General features: G+C 73.0%; 18 protein-coding genes. 10 read left to right on the forward strand and 8 right to left on the reverse strand.

Annotated elements, in window-relative coordinates:
* The first annotated feature begins 43 nt into the window (after nucleotides 1-43).
* The 5 genes from ACQP10_RS32115 to ACQP10_RS32135 all read left to right on the forward strand — a co-directional run bounded on the left by ACQP10_RS32115 (nucleotide 44) and on the right by ACQP10_RS32135 (nucleotide 5497).
* The gene (locus ACQP10_RS32115; RefSeq protein WP_179825110.1) at nucleotides 44-757 is read left to right on the forward strand and encodes a class I SAM-dependent methyltransferase; all 714 of its coding nucleotides are present in this window, start codon (nucleotides 44-46) and stop codon (nucleotides 755-757) included.
* Between the two features lie 62 nt (nucleotides 758-819).
* On the forward strand, nucleotides 820-1860 hold the full coding sequence (locus tag ACQP10_RS32120) for a prenyltransferase (RefSeq protein ID WP_346019728.1): 1041 nt from the start codon (nucleotides 820-822) through the stop codon (nucleotides 1858-1860).
* Between the two features lie 93 nt (nucleotides 1861-1953).
* Nucleotides 1954-3390, forward strand: coding sequence for a DUF1702 family protein (locus ACQP10_RS32125; RefSeq protein WP_399500274.1), 1437 nt, complete (start codon nucleotides 1954-1956; stop codon nucleotides 3388-3390).
* The gene (locus ACQP10_RS32130; RefSeq protein ID WP_433540264.1) at nucleotides 3387-4469 is read left to right on the forward strand and encodes an enediyne biosynthesis protein UnbU; all 1083 of its coding nucleotides are present in this window, start codon (nucleotides 3387-3389) and stop codon (nucleotides 4467-4469) included. Before ACQP10_RS32125 ends, ACQP10_RS32130 begins: the two co-directional genes overlap by 4 nt.
* Entirely contained in the window at nucleotides 4466-5497 is a 1032-nt protein-coding gene (locus tag ACQP10_RS32135) for a polyketide synthase dehydratase domain-containing protein (RefSeq protein ID WP_346019118.1), read from the forward strand. Before ACQP10_RS32130 ends, ACQP10_RS32135 begins: the two co-directional genes overlap by 4 nt.
* On the opposite strand, the gene ACQP10_RS32140 is transcribed toward ACQP10_RS32135, so the two are convergent.
* On the reverse strand, nucleotides 5404-6051 hold the full coding sequence (locus ACQP10_RS32140; protein ID WP_346019117.1) for a class I SAM-dependent methyltransferase: 648 nt from the start codon (nucleotides 6049-6051) through the stop codon (nucleotides 5404-5406). The genes ACQP10_RS32135 and ACQP10_RS32140 overlap by 94 nt on opposite strands.
* A 127-nt stretch (nucleotides 6052-6178) precedes the next feature.
* On the opposite strand from ACQP10_RS32140, the gene ACQP10_RS32145 reads away from it, so the two are divergent.
* From ACQP10_RS32145 to ACQP10_RS32155, 3 genes are read left to right on the forward strand one after another with little or no spacing between them, the layout of a single operon-like run.
* Nucleotides 6179-6643 (forward strand): pyridoxamine 5'-phosphate oxidase family protein, encoded by a 465-nt coding sequence (locus ACQP10_RS32145; RefSeq protein ID WP_179825119.1) that lies wholly within the window; start codon nucleotides 6179-6181, stop codon nucleotides 6641-6643.
* A gap of 10 nt (nucleotides 6644-6653) precedes the next feature.
* A complete protein-coding gene (locus tag ACQP10_RS32150; protein WP_179825122.1) occupies nucleotides 6654-6848 on the forward strand; it encodes a ferredoxin in 195 nt (64 codons plus the stop codon).
* 11 nt (nucleotides 6849-6859) lie between these two features.
* The gene (locus ACQP10_RS32155) at nucleotides 6860-7945 is read left to right on the forward strand and encodes a Zn-dependent alcohol dehydrogenase (protein WP_346019116.1); all 1086 of its coding nucleotides are present in this window, start codon (nucleotides 6860-6862) and stop codon (nucleotides 7943-7945) included.
* Between the two features lie 18 nt (nucleotides 7946-7963).
* On the opposite strand, the gene ACQP10_RS32160 is transcribed toward ACQP10_RS32155, so the two are convergent.
* Complete coding sequence (locus ACQP10_RS32160; protein WP_433540265.1) at nucleotides 7964-9346, reverse strand: MFS transporter; 1383 nt, start codon at nucleotides 9344-9346, stop codon at nucleotides 7964-7966.
* A gap of 124 nt (nucleotides 9347-9470) precedes the next feature.
* Here ACQP10_RS32160 and ACQP10_RS32165 point away from each other — a divergent pair, with 124 nt between their 5' ends.
* Nucleotides 9471-10358 (forward strand): helix-turn-helix transcriptional regulator, encoded by an 888-nt coding sequence (locus ACQP10_RS32165; protein WP_346019114.1) that lies wholly within the window; start codon nucleotides 9471-9473, stop codon nucleotides 10356-10358.
* A gap of 195 nt (nucleotides 10359-10553) precedes the next feature.
* Here ACQP10_RS32165 and ACQP10_RS32170 read toward each other — a convergent pair whose 3' ends face one another.
* From ACQP10_RS32170 to ACQP10_RS32195, 6 genes are all read right to left on the reverse strand, one after another.
* Nucleotides 10554-11561 (reverse strand): sugar phosphate isomerase/epimerase family protein, encoded by a 1008-nt coding sequence (locus ACQP10_RS32170; protein WP_433540266.1) that lies wholly within the window; start codon nucleotides 11559-11561, stop codon nucleotides 10554-10556.
* Nucleotides 11558-12802, reverse strand: a complete 1245-nt coding sequence (locus ACQP10_RS32175) for a Gfo/Idh/MocA family protein (RefSeq protein WP_433540267.1) — start codon at nucleotides 12800-12802, stop codon at nucleotides 11558-11560. The genes ACQP10_RS32170 and ACQP10_RS32175 overlap by 4 nt, the downstream gene beginning before the upstream one ends.
* Nucleotides 12802-13860 (reverse strand): ABC transporter substrate-binding protein, encoded by a 1059-nt coding sequence (locus ACQP10_RS32180; protein ID WP_179825133.1) that lies wholly within the window; start codon nucleotides 13858-13860, stop codon nucleotides 12802-12804. Before ACQP10_RS32180 ends, ACQP10_RS32175 begins: the two co-directional genes overlap by 1 nt.
* Before the next feature lie 117 nt (nucleotides 13861-13977).
* Nucleotides 13978-15048: an ABC transporter permease gene (locus tag ACQP10_RS32185; protein ID WP_179825135.1), complete on the reverse strand. Its 1071-nt coding sequence runs from the start codon at nucleotides 15046-15048 to the stop codon at nucleotides 13978-13980.
* Nucleotides 15045-16559: a sugar ABC transporter ATP-binding protein gene (locus tag ACQP10_RS32190; protein WP_433540268.1), complete on the reverse strand. Its 1515-nt coding sequence runs from the start codon at nucleotides 16557-16559 to the stop codon at nucleotides 15045-15047. Before ACQP10_RS32190 ends, ACQP10_RS32185 begins: the two co-directional genes overlap by 4 nt.
* A gap of 240 nt (nucleotides 16560-16799) precedes the next feature.
* Complete coding sequence (locus ACQP10_RS32195; protein ID WP_433540269.1) at nucleotides 16800-17696, reverse strand: SDR family oxidoreductase; 897 nt, start codon at nucleotides 17694-17696, stop codon at nucleotides 16800-16802.
* Nucleotides 17697-18034: 338 nt separating this feature from the next.
* On the opposite strand from ACQP10_RS32195, the gene ACQP10_RS32200 reads away from it, so the two are divergent.
* Nucleotides 18035-19096 (forward strand): NAD(P)H-dependent amine dehydrogenase family protein, encoded by a 1062-nt coding sequence (locus tag ACQP10_RS32200; RefSeq protein WP_346019109.1) that lies wholly within the window; start codon nucleotides 18035-18037, stop codon nucleotides 19094-19096.
* Nucleotides 19097-19204: the final 108 nt, after the last annotated feature.

The following is a 19204-nucleotide window of genomic DNA, read 5'->3' on the forward strand; positions in this document are numbered from 1 at the left end:
CTGATCACCCCTCCACCCCCGACCATCTGAAGAGGAGCGGCGAGTGCTGACTGTCGACTTCGGCCGGCTGCCCGTCGGGCCCGGAACCCGGGTCCTGGACCTGGGCTGCGGCGCCGGGCGGCACGCCTTCGAGGTGCTGCGCCGGGGCGCCGACGTGGTGGCCTTCGACATGGACGCCAAGGAGCTCGAAGGCGTCGCCACCATGTTCACCGCCATGGACAAGGCCGGAGAGGTGCCCCCCGGCGCGACGGCCCGGACCGTGACCGGCGACGCGCTCGACATGCCGTTCGAGGACGCGAGCTTCGACCGGGTGATCGCCGCCGAGGTGCTGGAGCACATCCCCGACGACATGGCCGCGATGCGGGAGATCCTCCGCGTGCTCAAGCCGGGCGGCCGGGCGGCCGTCACGGTGCCGAGCTTCCTGCCGGAGCGGATCTGCTGGGCCCTCGACGAGGCGTACCACACGGCCCCCGGCGGGCACGTCCGCATCTACACGCTGGCCGAGCTGAGCGCCAAGCTCAAGTCCGTCGGCTTCGAGGTCGGCCCCCACCACCACGCCCACGGCCTGCACGCGCCGTACTGGTGGATCAAGTGCGCGGTCGGCGTGAACAACGACGACCACCCGCTGGCCAAGGCGTACCACGAGATCCTCGTCTGGGACATCATGAAGCGCCCGGCCGTCACCCGGATCGCGGAGGCCGTGCTCAACCCCCTCATCGGCAAGAGCGTGGTGCTCTACGTCCGCAAGCCCGCATGAGCGACCCGACGGAACAGGAGTCGCCGCCGGAGTGGGAGCGGACCCGGCGCGGTGAGCGATCGATGAGATGGGAGCAGGTCGTCCAGACCGCCCGGAGCATCGCGGCCCTGCAGGAGCCCGACGGCGGCGTGCCGTGGCCCGAGGGGCACGTGGACGCCTGGAACCACGTCGAGTGCCTGATGGCGATGAGCGTGGCGGGCCTCACCGAGCCGGTGCGCCGCGGCTACGACTGGCTGGCCCGCACCCAGCGGGCCGACGGTTCCTGGCCGATGAAGCTGGTCGGGGGCCGCGCCGCCGAGCACGGCGGCGAGTCCAACCACGCCGCCTACGTCGCGGTCGGCGTCTGGCACGAGCTGCTGGTCACCGGTGACGAGGACTTCGCCCGCGGGATGTGGCCGGTCGTCCGCGCCGCGCTGGACTTCGTCGTCGGCCTGCAGACCACCCGGGGCGAGATCGTCTGGGAGCGTACGGCGAGCGGCGAGCCCGCCGGGTACGCCCTGCTGACCGGATGCGCCTCCATCCACCAGGGCCTGCGCTGCGGCGTGCTGCTGGGCGAGCGCCTGGGCGACCCGCAGCCCGACTGGGAGCTCGCGGCCGACCGGCTCGGCCACGTCCTCTCCGCCCACCCCGAGGCGTTCGCCGACAAGAGCCGCTTCTCGATGGACTGGTACTACCCGATCCTCGGCGGCGCCGTACGCGGCGAGGCCGCCCGGGCGCGGCTGGCCGAGGAGTGGGACACGTTCGTCGAGCCCGGCCTCGGCATCCGCTGCGTCTCCGACCAGCCGTGGGTGACCGGCGCCGAGTCGTGCGAGCTGGTGCTCACCCTGGACGCCGTGGGCGAGCGGGAGCGGGCGCTGCGGCTGTTCGCCGACATGCAGCACCTGCGGCACGAGGACGGCTCCTACTGGACCGGCTGGCAGTTCGTGAACGGCAGGCACTTCCCGCACGAGCGCTCCGCCTACACCGCCGCGGCCGTCGTGCTCGCCGCCGACGCGCTGGACGGTCACACACCCGCCGGGGGCGTCTTCCGGGACGCGGGCGGGTACGCGACGGACCGCCCCACGGCGGGCTGCGGGTGCAGCCACGCGGGCTCCCGGGCCTGACCCGTTTCCGACCCCCCGGCCTGGCGTTTTCTTTGCCAGGCACCCGAAACGCGGTACTTGAAGGCCCGGATGCGTGTTACTACGTTCGGGCCTGTGAGCGATGCGGAGGGTACCCGGATAGCGACTCAGAGCGACAGGGTCGGCATGTCCCGGGCGGAGACGTTCCCTGACGCGAAGAAGATCCCCGCGGACCCCGCCCCCGGGACGGGACGCGTCCCGGTCCCGCGCACGACCCCCGGCCGGCACCGGGGGCCTCTTTCGAGGAAGGAGCGGGAGGCGGCGGCGGAGGCGGACACCGGCGCCATCCCGATCCTCGACCTCTTCGATGACGCCGACGACGACCCGCCCTCCGACGGCCGCCCGCCCTCCGGCTCCCGTCCGGACCGCGACCCCGCCCCGCTCCCCGGCTTCCGTCCGGACCGCGACCCCGGACCCCAGGCCGGACCCCCGGCCGACGTCCGTACGGCGCAGGCGTCCGTCGCCGAGCGGGTCCACGCCTTCCTGCCGGAGTCGCTCGGCCCGGACACGTGGGATTCCACCGCACCGCCGACCGGCCTCGCCGCTTCGGCCGATCCCGCCGCGCCGGCACCGGCCAGGCCGCGGAGCCCGGCCGGGCTGCTGCTGTGGCAGGACCCCGCCCAGGCGGACTTCGGGCCGCGCAGGTTCCGGCTGGGACCGGCCCGCGAGCGTCTGGAGACCGTCGTGCGGGCGGTCCTGACCGGGTTCGACGCGGTGGTCGCGGGCGAGCCGGAGCGGATCGACGACCTTCCCGAGGAGCTGCGCGGCTTCGGCCACGAGGGCGCGGGCATGGCCTGCACCACCCTCGACCTGCTCACGCTCAGCGGCGGGCGGCGGCTGCGCGGCCTGCTCCGCGGGCCGGGGGCACGCCACCCGCACCTGGTCCACCTGGGCGCCGGATGGGCCTACGCCCGGCTGCGCCTGCGGCCCATGTGGGGCGTCCGCTCGGCGCACCCGCTGCTGCGCTGGCTGGCGTTCGACGGTTTCGGTTTCCACGAGGGTTTCTTCGCCGCCGACCGGACGATCGGGCGGCAGCGTACGGCGGGGCTGCTGGACCGCACCCGCCGGGCGATCTTCGACCAGGGCGTGGGCCGGATGATCTGGTTCCACGAGTGCGCGGACGCCGACGGCGTCGTCTCGCGCGTCGCCGAGTTCCCGCCGGGCCGCCGTGCCGACCTGTGGAGCGGCGTGGGCATGGCCGCCGCCCACGTCGGCGGCGCGGACGCCTCGGGGCTGGCGCGGCTGGACGCCGCCTCGGCCGGCGACGGCTTCCGCGCCCACCTCGCCCAGGGCGGCGCCCTGGCCTGCGCGATCCGCCTGCTCTCGGGAAGCGTCCCCGACCACACCGCCGCCGCCGCGCCCGTGCTGTGCGGGGTGGACGTGGACGAGGCGGCGAGCTGGACCGACGCGGCGCTCCTCGCCCTCGGCGACGGCGCGCACGGCGGTGACCACTACCAGGCGTGGCGGGCGGGCGTCCGGAAGTCCTGGACGCGGCGGAACCGGGACTCATGACCGCCTCCGGTAACGAGCGCGACGCCATCCGCGTCCACGGCGCCGGAGCCACCGGAACCACCGAAGTCGCCGGAGCCGCCGGACTCACGCCCGCCCGGGCGCGGCGGACGGCGCTGCGCTGCCTCGCCGGCTCGCTCACCCTGGTGACCGTGCTCGGGCACCTCGTCCCCGGCTTCGAGCAGCCCTGTCTCGCGCCGGTCGCGGGCGCGGCCACCGGGGTCGCCGCCGAAGTCGTGCTGGAGAGCCTGGACGCGTGGGCGTACCTGCGCCGGCCCCGCTACCTGAGCCCCCGGAGCGGGCGGACCGGCGGGACGCTCGACTTCTTCCTGCCGTCGTACGTCACCGGCCTGGTCTGCGCGATGTTCCTGTACGGCGGCGGCCGCCTGTCCCCCGTGGTGCTGGCCACGCTGGTCGGTGTCAGCGGCAGGTACGTCTTCCGGTTCCGCGGGACGGGCGGGCCCGTCCTGAACCCCGCGGCCCTCGGCACGGCCACGGTGCTGCTGCTGTCGTGGACCGGTGGGGCGTCGCCGTACCGGTTCACCGCGGGGGTGCCGGAGCCGTTCGACGTGGTGGCGCCGCCGGTCGTGCTGGGCCTGGGGGTGGCGCTGCACGCGGGGCTGACCGGCAGGCTGCCGGTGCTGGCGGGCTGGGCCGGCGGGTTCGCCGCGCAGGCCGTCGTGCGGGGCCTGCTGTCCGGCGTCTCGGTGATGGACGCCCTGCTGCCGGTGACCGGCGCGGCCTTCGCGCTCTACACCGTCTACGTGGTCGCCGACCCCGAAACGACCCCCGCCGGCCGGCGCGCCCAGGTCGTGTTCGGCGCGGCCACCGCCGCGGTCCACGGCCTGCTGGTCGTGCTGGGCGTCGCCCACGGGCTGTTCCTCGCCCTCGTGGCCGTCTGCGCCTGCCGCGGCGCGGCCCTGGCCGTGCGGGCGCGGGGGAGGCGCCGCGCGGCCAGGGCCCTCACCGCCTCCTCCGCGGCCCGCTCGGCGGTCTCCCCCGGGACCGCTCCCGCGGCTCCCACGGCTACGGCGGCTACGGCGGCTACGGCGGCTACGGCGGCTACGGCGGACCCACGATGAGCCACGGGACCACCGGGACGGACGGGGACGGCCGGGGGCGGTTCCTGGCCGGGGCGCGCACCCACGTGCCCGGGGTGGAGCTCGTCGCCGACAGCCGCCTGTCCCTCGCCGACGATCCCTACCTGGACGACTACCGCGTCGACGGCCGCGCGACGCTCCCCGCCGTGGTGGCTCTGGAGGCCATGGCGCAGGCCGCGGGCGCGCTGGCCGGGCGGCCGCCGGACGAGATCACGCGGATGGCGTTCGACCGGCCGGTGGTCGTGCCCGACGACGGCGGCACCCTGATCCGGGTGCGCGCCCTGCGGTGCGGGCCGCTGATCGAGACGGTGCTCTGCTGCGGGGAGACGGCCTTCCACGTCGACCACTTCCGCGCCGCCTTCCCGGCGGAGCCGACCGATGGGACGCTGGAGGTCCCCCGGCTCGGCCCGGACGGCCCCCCGCTGGAGGCCGCCGACCTGTACGGCGCGGCCGGTTCCCCCGACGGCCCGGCGCGCTTCCCCACCGGCCGGTTCCGCCGGGTCGTCCGGCTCACCCTCGCCGGGCCGCGGGGCTGCCGGGGCGAGCTGCGGGGCGACGACTCCCTGGGCTGGTTCGGCCCCGGGTACGGCAGGCCGGTGCTGGGCAGTCCCGGGCTGAACGACGCGGTGATCCACGCGTTGCAGGCGTGCGTGCCGCACCGCCGGCTGATGCCCTCGGGCGGCGAGCGGCTGCTGGTGCGGCCCTCGCAGGGGGACGTGCGGCTGCACGCCGTCGGGCGCGACCGCCGAGGGGACGAGCACGTCTGGGACGTCACCGCGACCGACGTGCGGGGCCGGCTGGTGGTGGCGTGGACCGGCCTGCGGCTGCGGGAGGCGGACCCGGCGGGGTGGACGCCACCGGAGACGGCCGCGGAACCGGCGGAGCGGGATGACGCCGCCGAGGCGGAGGGGGACCGTCAGCCGATGCCGGGGCCGACCCTCTCCAGCACCCGCAGCGAACCGGTGTGCCGGACCTCCTTGAACGCCCCGGAGGCGAGTACCCGTTGGTAGACCCGGTACGGCGCCTGCCCGCCGTCGGCGGGGTCGGGGTAGATGTCGTGGAAGACGAGCGCGCCGCCCGGCGTGACGTGCGGGGCCCATCCCTCGTAGTCCTTGGTCACCGGCTCCTCGGAGTGCCCGCCGTCGATGAAGAGCATCCCCAGCGGGGTGTTCCACAGCGCCGCGACCCGGTCGGAGGCGCCGACGACCGCGATGACCTCCTCCTCCAGGCCGGCCGCGGCGATCGTCTGACGGAAGGCCGGCAGCGAGTCCATCTTGCCGAAGCGGTGGTCCATCAGCGAGGGGTCGTGGTACGGCCAGCCGGGCTGGATCTCCTCCGAGCCGCGGTGGTGGTCGACGGTGACGACGACGGAGCCCGCCTGCCGCGCCCCCGCGCCGAGGTAGATCGCGGACTTGCCGCAGTAGGTGCCGATCTCGCAGATCGGACCGCGCACGCCGTACTCGGCGGCGGTCTCGAAGAGGGCGAGGCCCTCGTCGTCGGGCATGAAACCCTTGGCGCGCCGGGCCGCGTTCCGCAGCTCGGCCGGCATGGTCGGGATGCTCATCGGGGCAGCCTACCCAGAAGCGGCATCACCCCGGCGAAAACCCCGTCACACCGCGACGACCCCGGAAACCGAACAAGATTCCAAACAACCCTTGCCCGCCCCTGTGCCCCATGTTCTACTTTCCAGCGTGAACCAGCGCGCCCGCATCGCGATGGCGGAGGACGAGGTCACGGCCTTCGTCGCCGCGTCGCGGAAACTCCAGCTCGGCACGATCAACCCGGACGGGACGCCGCACCTGGTGACCATGTTCTACGGGCTGACCGGCGGCAGGATCTCCTTCTGGACGTACGGCAAGGCCCAGAAGGCGCGCAACATCGAGCGGGACGCGCGGGTGACCTGCCTCATCGAGGCCGGCGAGGACTACTTCGACCTGCGCGGCGTCCTGCTGTACGGCACCGCCCGGCGGATCGGCGATCCCGAGGGCGTCCTCGGCGTCGGCATGGACGTGACCCGGCGGATGGCCGGGATGCCCTCCGACGAGGAGGCCCTGCGGGGGTACGTCGCGGAGACCGGCCGCAAGAGGGTCGCCTTCGTCGTCGAGCCCGTCCGGGTGGTTTCCTGGGATCACCGTAAGCTCGCCTCACCGGCATAGGAGGCCCCCCGTGAGAATCACCGTCGACTACCTGGTCTGCGAGGCCAACGCCGTCTGCACCGGCCTCGCCCCCGAGGTCTTCGAGCTCGACGACGACGACCAGTTGCACGTGCTGCTGCCCGAGCCGCCCGCGGAGCTGTCGGACCGGGTCCGGCACGCCGCGCGGTCCTGTCCCAAAGCCGCCATCTCCTTGAAGGAGAGCTAGGAGGATCCCCCATGCGTGGTGCGCTTCTGCACGCCGTCGGCGACGACAAGCTGGACATCCGCGACGACTTCACCCTCACCCCGGTGGGCCCGACGGACGTCCGGATCAAGATCAGGGCGACCGGCGTGTGTCACTCCGACCTCTCGGTGATCAGCGGCGTGCTGCCCATGCCACTCCCGATCATCCCGGGGCACGAGGGCGCCGGAGAGGTGGTGGAGATCGGCGACCACGTGACCTCGGTCCAGCCGGGTGACCGCGTCATCGTCAACTGGACCCCGGCCTGCGGCCACTGCGCCAACTGCCTGGTCGGCCAGCCGTACCTGTGCATGACCTACATGATGGAGAGCTTCGTCAACGCCCGGTTCCGCTACGGCGGCGACACCCCGGCGTTCGGGATGGCCGGGTGCGGCACCTGGTGCGAGGAGATCGTCGTGCCCTGGCAGGGGGCGGTCAAGGTCGATCCGGAGATCCCCTACGAGATCGCGGCACTGATCGGCTGCGGCGTCACGACCGGCGTCGGCGCGGCGCTCAACACCGCCAAGGTACGGCCCGGCTCGACGGTCGCGGTGGTCGGCGCCGGCGGCATCGGCCTGTCGATCATCCAGGGGGCGCGGATCTCCGGCGCGGCCACCATCCTGGCGATCGACCCGCTCGAGTCCAAGCACGAGCTGGCGAAGAAGGTCGGCGCCACGCACGCCATCACCCCCGACCAGCTCCAGGACGCGGTCGCCACGCTGACCGGCGGCCACGGGTTCGACCACGGCTTCGAGGCGGTCGGCAAGTCCGCCGCCATCATGACCGCCTGGCAGGCGACCCGGCGCGGCGGCGACATGATCGTGGTGGGCGCGGGCGCCGTCGACGACATGGTGCCGCTGAGCGCCTTCAACCTCCTGTTCGAGGGCAAGAACATCCTCAGCTCGATGTACGGCGAGTCCGACGTCCGGCACGACTTCCCCTTCTTCGCCAAGCTGTACAAGGCAGGCAAGCTCGACCTGGAGAGCATGATCAGCTCCCGGATCAGGCTCGCCGACCTCAACGACGCCGTGGCCGCCCTGCGCGGCGGCGAGGTCCTGCGCCAAGTGGTCGTCCTGGACTGACGCCCTGGACTGACCGCCTCACCGGGACACCGGCAGCATGAGGGCCGCGGCCGTGGTGGCCACCAGCATCACGGCCGCGACGCACAGGGCGACCCGCAGATCCACGACGAACCCGCCCCGGTCCGCGACCGAGGTTCCGAGGACGGCCACGGCGAGCGCGCCGCCCGTCTGCCGGAAGGAGTTCAGGATCCCGGCGGCCGTTCCGGCCCGGTCCGCGGCGATGTCGTTCAGCAGGACGGCCGTCAGGGAAGGCACGACGAGACCCATGCCGAGGCCGATCGGGACGAGCATCACCGCGACCACCGCCCCGCCGGTCCCCTCGTCCATCCAGAGCAGTCCGAAGATCGCCAGCACGACGACCGCCTGTCCCAGGGCGATCGGCGTCCGCGGCCCGAAGCGTGCCGCGGCCCTGGCCGAGGCCAGGTTGGCTCCGGCGATCACGGCCGTCATCGGCAGGAACATCAGCCCCGCGCTCATGGCGGACAGGTTCAGGACGTCCTGGAAGAACAGGCTCAGCACGAACACCAGCCCGTAGAACACGGCGTTGACGACGAAGCCGATCACGACCGAGACCGTCACCGTGCGCGAACGGAAGAGGCCGAGCGGGACCATCGGCGCGGCGGTGCGCGCCTCGATCACGACGAACGCGGCCGCCGCCACCGCGGCGAGTCCCAGGCAGCCCAGCGCCACGGGCTCGCCGAACCCGTTCTCCCCTCCGTCGATCACCCCGAAGGTGAGCGCCGCGAGCGCGATGACCGCCGTGAGTTGACCGTACGGATCGAGCGGTGCCGACCCGCGCGGCGAGCGCTCCACGCGGGTCAGCACCGCGAGGGTGGCGACGCCGACGGGCAGATTGACGGCGAAGATCGCCCGCCAGCCCAGGGTGCCGGACAGCACCCCGCCGATCACCGGGCCGGCGGCGACCGCGACGGCTCCGCCGACGGTCCACAGCGCGATGGCCCGCACCCGCTCGGCCGCGTCCGGGAACGCCTGCCGGACGAGGGCCAGCGAGGAGGGAAGCATGATCGCCGCGGCGCTCCCCTGGAGCAGGCGGGCGGCGATCAGCTCTCCCAGCCCCGGCGCCAGTCCGCAGGCCGCCGAGGCGACCGTGAAGACCGCGACGCCGACGCCGAACGCGCGGCTCGCCCCGACGCGGTCGGAGAGCGTGCCCGCGGAGAGCAGCAGCGCGGCGAACATCAGCGTGTAGGCGTCCACGATCCACTGCAGTCCCGCCGTGCCGCCGCCGAGGGCCCGGCCGATCCCGGGCAGCGCCACGTTCATCGCCATGGCGTCGAGGTTGAGCAGAAAGATGCCCATGAACGTGGTCGCCAGGATCAGCTTCGGAGCGGCCGTGCGTCGCCGGGCGCCCTGTGACGCGCGGGCCGGTGCGAGAGGGGTCATCCGTCCAGGCTGGTGCGGCTCGCGGAGGTGAGGCAGACCGCGGCCTTCCGGGGTGCGCCAGAGGGGGTGTGACAGGGCCTGGCTCCGGGCCGGTCCCGTGACCGTCCGCTGCCAAAATGATGACATGACCGAGTTCGGGAGGTTCCTGCTGGCTCGCCGTGGCGGCATACGCCCGGAAGACGTCGGACTGCCCGCCGGAACCGGCACACGCCGTACGCCGGGTCTGCGCCGGGAGGAGCTGGCGGCGCTGGCCGGTGTGAGCATCGACTACTATGTACGCCTGGAACGCGGCAAGGAGACCCGTCCGAGCCCCTCCGTGGTCGAGGCGCTGGCCGACGCGCTCCGCCTCAACGAGGAGGAGCGCGGCTTCCTGCGCGAGCTGGCGGCGCGGGCGGCGCGGCGCGCACCCGAGCCCCGCGCCCTGCCGTCGCGGCGGGTCCGCCCGACCGTCATGCGGCTTCTGGAGACGCTCCGGCCCAACCCGGCGTTCGTCGTGAGCCGCACCAACGATCTGCTGGCGGCCACCCCCGGGGGCCTCCGGCTGCTCCACGGCATCGCCGACTGGCCGGAGCGGCAGCGGAACACCATCCGGTACACCTTCCTGCACCCGGCCGCCCGGGACCTGTGGGTGGACTGGGAGCAGAAGGCCAAGGGGTGCGTCGCCCAGTTGCGGGCGCTCGCCGGCACCGACCCGGACGCCCCGGATCTTGCCTCACTCGTGGGTGAGCTGATCGTCAAGAGCCCCGACTTCAACCGGCTCTGGGAGCGGTACGAGGTGCGCACGATCGGCGACGGCACCAAGACGCTCCGGCACCCGGAGGTCGGCACGATGACGCTCTCGCACGAGGGGCTGTCCCTGAACCGCGCGCAGGGTCAGCGCCTCATCGTCTACATGGCGCCGCCCGGCAGCCCGGACCACGACGCGATGACGCTTCTCGACCTCGCCGCCTCCGGTTCGTCCGGCGGTCCCGGCGGGACGGCGTCCGTCTCACCCTCCCGGGGACGGGGCTAGCCGCCGTTTCCGGGTCGTCACTCCGGCCGCGCCCGTCTCACCCTCCCGGGGACGGGGCTGACCGGAACCGCCGAACCGGCGCCCGCAGCTCGCCGAAACCCGCGATCGTCGTCTTCGGCGCGGAGACGGGTGGCGCGGGCCGTACCGGGTGGCCGCCGCCGTACGGTGTGGCGGCGGCCGTCTCCCGCGCGGTCGCTACTCCGTCGCGAAGGCGGCGTCGAAGGCCGCGGCCGGCGGGGTGATCGCGTTGAGCGCCCGGATGAAGGCCAGCGCGTCGGGCGCGCCGGCCAGCCGGTCCATGCCCGCGTCCTCCCACTCGATGGAGATCGGCCCGTCGTAGCCGATCGTGTTCAGCGCGCGGAAGCAGTCCTCCCAGGGCACGTCGCCGCGGCCGGTGGAGACGAAGTCCCAGCCGCGGCGCAGGTCGGCCCAGGCCAGGTGCGAGGCCAGCCGGCCGCGCCGGCCGTCCCCGGTGCGGACCTTGGCGTCCTTGCAGTCGACGTGGTAGATCCGGTCGGCGAAGTCCAGGATGAACCCGACCGGGTCGATCTCCTGCCAGACCATGTGGGAGGGGTCCCAGTTCAGCCCGAAGGCCGGGCGGCGGCCGATCGCCTCCAGCGTCCGCACGGTGGTGTGGTAGTCGTAGGCGATCTCGCTGGGGTGCACCTCGTGGGCGAAGCGCACCCCTGCCTCGTCGAAGACGTCCAGGATCGGGTTCCACCGGGCGGCGAAGTCGGCGTAGCCGTCCTCGATCATCGACGGCGGCACCGGCGGGAACATCGCCACGGTGTGCCAGATGGACGAGCCGGTGAACCCGACCACCGTGTCCACGCCCAGCTTCGCGGCGGCGCGGGCGGTGTCCTTCATCTCCTCGGCGGCGCGCCGCCGCACGCCCTCGGGTTCGCCGTCGCCCCAGATCCGCGCGGGCAGGATGCCCCGGTGCCGCTCGTCGATGGGACTGTCGCAGACGGCCTGGCCGACCAGGTGGTTGGAGATCGTCCACACCTTCAGGTCGTACTTGGCCAGCGTCTCCTTCTTACGCTCGACGTAGGAGTCGTCGGCCAGGGCCTTGTCCACCTCGAAGTGGTCACCCCAGCAGGCGATCTCCAGACCGTCGTAGCCCCACTGGGCGGCCAGCCGGCACACCTCCTCGAAGGGCAGGTCGGCCCACTGCCCGGTGAACAGCGTGACGGGTCGGGTCATGATTCCTCCTCGGGGGTCTGGGGGACGGCGTCCGGTACGGCGGCGCCCGCGCGCGGGACGTCCTCCACCGCGGTGAACCGGCTGCCGTCCGCCGCGCTCGCCTCGACCGCGGCCAGCACCCGCTGCACCCGCAGGCCGTCGGCGAACGACGGCGACGGCGCCCGGCCGGCGGCGACCGCCTCGACGAAGTCCTTCACCTCGTGGGTGAAGGTGTGCTCGTAGCCGAGGCCGTGGCCGGGCGGCCACCACGCCCCCGCGTAGGGGTGGTCGGCCTCGGTCACGATGACCCGGCGGAAGCCCGCCTCGGCCGCGGGCAGCGTGTGGTCGTGGAACCACAGCTCGTTCATGGCCTCGAAGTCGAAGGCCAGGCTGCCGGCCGAGCCGTTGATCTCCAGGCGCAGCGCGTTCTTGCGGCCGGCGGCGAACCGGGTCGCCTCGAACGACCCCAGCGCCCCGCCCTCGAAACGGCCGATGAACAGCGCGGCGTCGTCCACGGTGACCTCGCCGGTCTCCCGCGCGGCGCCGCCCGCGGACAGCCCGGCGGAGCCCTCGGCCAGCGGGCGGTGCTTGACGAACGTCTCGGTCAGCGCCGACACGCCGGTCAGGCGGCGGCCGGTGACGAACTGGGCCGTGTCGATGATGTGCGCGCCGATGTCACCCAGCGCGCCGGACCCGGCCCTGTCCCGCTGGAGCCGCCACACCAGCGGGAAGTCCGGGTCGACGATCCAGTCCTGGAGGTACTGGGCCCGCACGTGGCGCAGCTCCCCCAGGCGGCCCTCGGCCACCCACCGGCGGGCCAGCGCGACGGCCGGGACCCTGCGGTAGTTGAAGGCGACCATGGCGTGCACGCCGCGGGCCGCGGCGCGCTTCGCCGCCTCGGCCATCGCCTCGGCCTCCGCCACCGTGTTGGCCAGCGGTTTCTCACAGATGACGTGCTTGCCGGCCTCCAGGGCGGCGATCGCGATCTCGGCGTGCGAGTCGCCCGGGGTGCAGATGTCCACCACCTGCACGTCGTCGCGGGCGACGAGGTCCCGCCAGTCGGTCTCGGCCGCCGCCCAGCCCAGGTCGTGGGCGGCGGCGGCCACGGACTCCTTCGACCTGCCGGCCAGCGCCGCCATCACGGGCCTGGCCGGCAGGTCGAAGAACGCGCCCGCGCTGCGCCACGCCTGGGAGTGGGCCCGTCCCATGAACGCGTACCCGACCATGCCGATCCCCAGCGTCGGCCTGTTGTCGGCGGCCATCAGGACTCGAACCCCAGCGGCAGGTACTTGTCGACGTTGTCCTTGGTGACGGTCTCCGACGCCAGCGTGATCGACTGCGGCACCCCGTTCTCCACCAGGTCGCTCATCCCCTTGCCCTGCGCGATCAGGCGGGCCAGCTTGATCGCGGAGGACGCCATCGTGGGGCTGTAGGTCACCGTCGCCTGCAGCACGCCGGAGCCGGACTGGATCTCGCGCATCGCGTTGGCCGATCCGGCGCCGCCCACCATGAAGAACTCGTTCCGCCCGGCCTCCTTGATCGCGGCCAGCACCCCCACCCCCTGGTCGTCGTCGTGGTTCCAGATCGCGTCGACCTTCTTGTGGGCCTGCAGCAGGTTGCTCGCGACCTTCGTGCCGGACTCCACCGTGAACTGCGCGTCCTGCTTGGCCGTCACGGAGAAGCCGTACGTCTTCAGCGCGTCCTCGAAGCCCTTGCTGCGGTCCTGGGTCAGCGGCAGCGTCGCGATGCCCTGGATCTCCAGGATCACCGGGTTCGACACGCCCTTGTCCTTGAGCGTCTTGCCGATGTAGTGGCCGGCCGCGACGCCCATGCCGTAGTTGTCGCCGCCGATCCAGGTCCGGTACGACAGCTTGTCGGGGAACACCCGGTCCAGGTTGATCACCGGGATGCCGGCGTCGGCGGCCTGCCGGGCGACCTGGTTGAGCTGCTGGCCGTCGTTGGGCAGGATCACCAGCGCGTTCACCTTCGCCGCGATCAGCGACTCCACCGCCGAGATCTGCGCGTTGATGTCGTTGGTCGGCTCGACCGGCTTGAACTCCACGTCGGAGTACTGCTTGGCGGCGCTCTCGGCGTTCTTGGCGATCGCGGCGATCCAGCCGTGGTCGGCGGCCGGCGCGGAGAAGCCGATCACGACCTTCTCGCCGGGCTTGTCGTTGTCACCGGCGGGCGCGGGCGCCGCCGGCGGCGAGGTGGCCGCCGTGCCGGCCGGGGTGTTGCCGGTGCAGGCCGTGACCAGCGCCCCGGCGCCGATCGCCGCGCCGCCGAAGAGGATCCCCCGGCGGCCGACTGGTGTGGACATGGTTGTTCTCCTTGCTCCCCTGAGGGGTGGGGGGTGTCGCGGACGGGGGACGGCACGGCGGGCCGTGCGGCGTCGCGGGCCGGATGGTGCCGCGGGCCGTACGGCCGGCGGCGCCGGTCAGGTCGGTGAGCGCAGGCTGCGCCGCTGCAGCAGCACGGCCACCACGATGATCAGTCCCTTGGCGATGAGCTGGTCGCTCGTGTTGAGGCCGTTGAGGATGAACAGGTTGGTGATCACCGTGAAGATCAGCAGGCCGAGGATCGAGCCGACGATCGAGCCCCGGCCGCCGGTCAGCAGCGTGCCGCCGATGATCACCGCGGCGATCGCGTCCAGCTCGTACAGGTCGCCGTGGGTGGAGGAGCCGGTGGTGGTCCGCGCCATGATCAGCACGGCGGCGATGCCGCAGCACAGCCCGGACAGCGCGTACAGCCACATCGTGTGGCGGCGCACGTCGATGCCGGCCAGCCGGGCGGCCTCGGGGTTGCCGCCGACCGCGTAGGTGCGGCGGCCGAACGTGGTGCGGTTCAGCAGGACCCAGCCCGCCGCCACCACGACCGCGAAGATGTAGACCAGCACCGGGACGCCGAGCACCCGTGTGGTCGACAGGTCCACGATGGCCTGGTTGCCCTGCTGGACGAGCTGGGTCCTGCGGTCCGACATCCGCTGGGCCAGGCCGCGGGCGGCCACCAGCATGGCGAGCGTCGCGATGAACGGCACCAGCCGCCCGTAGGCGATCAGCAGGCCGTTGACCAGCCCGGCGCCGGCGCCGACCAGCACCGCGCACACGATCATGATCAGTGGGCCGTAGGACTGGGTGGCCAGCGTGGTCGCCCACACCGACGCCAGCGCCATGACGGCCCCCACCGACAGGTCGATCCCGCCGCCGATGATGACGAACGTCGCGCCGACCGTGATCACGCCGATCGTCGCCGCCAGCGACAGGATGCCGACCAGGTTGGAGGCGCTGGCGAAGGTGTCGGGGACGGTGACCAGGCCCACCACGGCGAGCAGCGCCAGGGCGGCGACCAGTCCCAGGTGCGGCACCTCCCCCAGCCGGGACAGCCGGGTCGCCGGTGGGGGCGCGGGCCGGGGGGCGGCGGCGCCGGGGGCGTCCGGTCCGGCCGGTGACCCGGCGACGTCCACGGGACTCGCGGGGCTCGCGGGGGCCCGGCCCTGCGGCTCGGTCAAAGCGCACCGCCTTCCATGATCATGTCCAGCACTCGATGTTCGTCCAGGTCGCGGGCGTCACCCTGGTGGATGACCGTTCCCTCTCGGATGACCAGCACCCGGTCGGCCAGGCCCAGCACCTCGGGCACCTCGCTGGAGACCAGCAGCACCCCGATGCCGGAGTCGGCCAGCTCCCGGATGACGGCGTACAGCTCGGCCCGCGCGCCCACGTCCACGCCCCGGGTGGGCTCGTCCAGCAGGAGCAGCCTGCGTTCGTTGAGCAGCCAGCGGGCCAGCACGACCTTCTGCTGGTTGCCGCCGGACAGCGTCTTGACCGGCCGGTCCGGGTCGCCCGGCCGGACGTCCAGCCGTTCGACGAGGGAACGGGCGTCGGCGGCCTCGCGGCGCCGGTCGAGCCAGCCGAGCCGGGAGTAGCGGCCCAGGCCGGCCAGCGAGATGTTGCGGGTCACGCTCTGGTCCAGCAGCAGCGCCTGGGACTTGCGCTCCTCGGGGGCGAGGCCCATGCCGAGCCGTACGGTGCGCCCGGTGCCGCCCCGGCCCACCGGCCGCCCCTCCAGCAGGACGTTCCCGGTGAAGCGGCGCGCGCCGTAGACGGCCTCGATGATCTCCGAGCGGCCGGAGCCGACCAGTCCGGCCAAGCCGACGATCTCCCCGGCCCGCACCGAGAAGGAGACGCCGGAGAGGACGCCGGGGACGGCGAGGTCCTCGACGCGCAGCACCTCCGGACGGCCCTCGTGGCTCCCGGGGGCCGGCCGGGGCGGGAAGACGTGCTCCACGGACCGGCCGGTCATCAGCGAGACGATCTCGCCGGTCGGGGTGGTCTTGGCGGGCAGGCCGACGGCCACCGTGCGGCCGTCCTTGAGCACCGTCACCCGGTCGCCGATCTCGCGGATCTCCTCCAGCCGGTGGGAGATGTAGATCACCGCGACCCCCTGGGCGGTCAGCTCCCGGATGATCCGGAACAGGTTCGCCACCTCGTCGTGGGCCAGCGCCGCCGACGGCTCGTCCATGACGATCAGGCGGGTGTCGCGGGACAGCGCCCGCGCCATGCTCACCACCTGTTTGGCCGCCGGGGACAGCCGGCCGGCCTCGGTGCCGGGGCGGATCTCGCCGTGTCCCAGCCGGGTCAGCAGCCCGCGCGTGGCGCGGCCCGCCTCGGACCGCCCGACGAATCCCAGGCGGGACGGCTCGTGGCCGAGGAAGACGTTCTGCGCCACGGTCAGCCCGTCGACCAGGTCGAGCTCCTGGTAGATCGTGGAGATGCCCAGCCGGATCGCGTCGATCGGGCTCGCCGGGCGCACCTCCTCGCCGCCGAGGGTGACGACGCCCTCGTCGGGCCGGTGCGCGCCGGCCAGGACCTTGATCAGGGTGGACTTCCCGGCGCCGTTCTGGCCGAGCAGGCAGTGCACCTCGCCGGGCAGGACCTCCAGGTCGACGCCGTCGAGCGCGCGCACGCCGGGGAACCGCTTGACGATGCCCTTCATCTGCAGCAGGGGGGTGACGGCGGACATGGAACCTCGCTGGGGGTCGGGGGTCTGACCGCATCCGGAGCCGGTGCAGCAGAAGGTAACTCCCTTCTTCCCGGCTTGTGAAGACCTTTCGCCGAAAGTCACCGAACTTTTGCAGAAATCCGCAAAAGTCCGCCGGGCCGTACGGCAGGCACCGCGGGCGGGGTCACACGAGCCCCCGGAAACCACCCCAGAACAGCGAAAAGGGCGCCCCGATGGGGGCGCCCTCCCGGCGGACGGACGTCAGAGCATGGCCCGCAGCGACGCTCCGGCCTGCTCGCCGAGGGTGGTCGGGGTGAGGTACGGCTGCTCGGCCATGATCGACTGCCAGTTGTCCCGGATGTCCTCGACGGTGTGGTCCTCCTGCCGCCAGCCGGGCCCCTCGGCCACGAACACCCGGGCGATCCGGCCCGCGCCGACGCTGAAGACCTCGCCGCTGGTCTCGCAGGACTCGTGCGCCAGGTAGGCGACCAGGGCGCTGACCCGGCCCGGCGTGAACCTCTCCTCGAACTCGGCCGGCAGCAGCGACTCGGTCATCCGGGTCCAGGCGATGGGCGCGATCGCGTTGGCCCTGATCCCCGCCCTGGCGCCCTCGATGCCGAGTGTCTTGGTGAGGCCGACCAGCCCCATCTTGGCGGTGGAGTAGTTGGCCTGGCCGAAGTTGCCGAACAGCCCGGCCGGCGAGGAGGTGTTGACGATCCGCCCGTAGCCCTGCTCCTTGAGGTGAGGGAAGGCGGCCCGGGTGACCAGGAACGAGCCGCGCACGTGGACGGCGAGGACCTGGTCGAACTCCTCGACGCTCATCTTGCCGAAGGACTTGTCACGCAGGATGCCCGCGTTGTTGACGACGATGTCCACCCTCCCGAAGGCGTCGATCGCGGTCTGCACGATCGCGGCGGCGCCCTCCGGGGTCGCGACGTCGTGGGTGCTGACGACGGCCTCCCCGCCGTTCTTGGCGATCAGCTCGGCCACCTCGGCAGCCGGACCGGCGGATGAGCCGGTGCCGTCCAGCGTGCCGCCGAGGTCGTTGACGACCACCTTCGCGCCGCGCTCGGCCAGCGTCAGCGCGTGCGAGCGGCCGAGACCGTGCCCGGCACCGGTGATGATCGCCACCCTGTCGTCGAACCGCAGCTCCGTCATCCGGACTCCCTGGAGAATATAGTTCTGTTTTTCGCACAATATCTGTCAAAGCCGTCGAATGCCATCTTTCACTCGCCGGATCACATCTCCGGAAGCCCGTCCGGCGCCTCTCCCGCACGATCCTCCGGCCCTCTCCCGCACGATCCTCCGGCCCTCTCCCGGCACCCGGAGAAGACCCCGCCGGGTGCCCGGAAAACGCGCCCGAAGTTAAACCATCGTGGATAGTGAGCGGACATGTGAATTTCTGCTAAAGTTTCTGCCCCCGCACAGGGCGAGGGTCATTGATGGCGCTCCTCCGAACCGCACCCCCGCCCAGAGAACCGGGCTGGAGGCATGGCATGGCCACACAGCCGCCCCTCCGCGTGGTCCAGTGGGCCACCGGCGCCGTCGGCCGCTACTCACTGCGCAGTCTGATCACCCGCCCCGAGTTCGAGCTGGCCGGGGTGCTCGTCTACGACCCCGACAAGGCCGGCCAGGACGCCGGGACGCTCGTCGGCCTCTCCGAGACCGGCGTCATCTGCACCGACGACGTCGACCGCGTCCTCGCCCTGGACGCCGACTGCGTGCTGCACATGCCGCTGCCCGCCGCCTTCTTCGGCGAGGGGAGCGCCATCGACGACGTCGAGACGATCTGCGCCCTCCTCGCCTCGGGCAAGAACGTCATCACCACCACCGGCTTCGTCTACCCCGCCTGCCACGGCCGCGGCCTGGTCGACCGCCTGGAGGCCGCCTGCCGCCGGGGCGGCGCCTCGCTGCACGGCACCGGCATCAACCCGGGCTTCATGAGCGACATGCTGCCCCTGGCGCTGAGCGGCCTGTCCAGCCGGATCGACCACATCTACGTCCGCGAGTCGTCCGACTTCCGGGGCCACCCGTCCCGTCAGATCGTGGTGGACCTGTACGGCTTCACCCGCTCGGCCAAGGACTACGCCGTGGCGGTGCGCCCGTTCCGCGTCCTGCAGCGCTCGCTGTTCGCCGAGAGCGTCCAGCTCGTCGCGGGCCACCTCGGCGTGACCCTCGACGAGGTGGAGGAGAGCGACGAGTTCGAACTCGCCACCGAGGAGTTCGAGATCGCCGCGGGCCCGGTACGGGCCGGCACGGTGTGCGCGTCCCGCTGGACCTTCAGCGGGCTGGTCCGCGGCCGTCCCTTCATGACCGTGGAGTGCGTCTACAAGGCCGACTCCACCAGGGTGAGCCGCTGGTCCGACCCGGGGTTCACCGTGCACATCGAGGGCGTCCCGCAGATGACGCTCGCCGTGCAGGAGATGTCCCACGGCCTGGCCGGGGCCGCGGCGCACGCCGTCAACGCGGTGGCCGCGGTCTGCGCGGCCCCGCCGGGCATCCGCACCATCCTGGACCTGCCCCTCACCACCGGCCGGGGCACCGTACGGCTCGCCTGACGGCACCGTACGGTCCGCCCGACGGGTTTGCGCGGCCCGCTCGCGGAACACGCGGCGGAAGCCGTTCCCACACCGTCCATAAATGAAATGAAATAGGCGATATTTGGG

The sequence above is a fragment of the Streptosporangium sandarakinum genome (genome assembly GCF_050942225.1).
Classification (GTDB): Bacteria; Actinomycetota; Actinomycetes; order Streptosporangiales; family Streptosporangiaceae; genus Streptosporangium; species Streptosporangium nondiastaticum.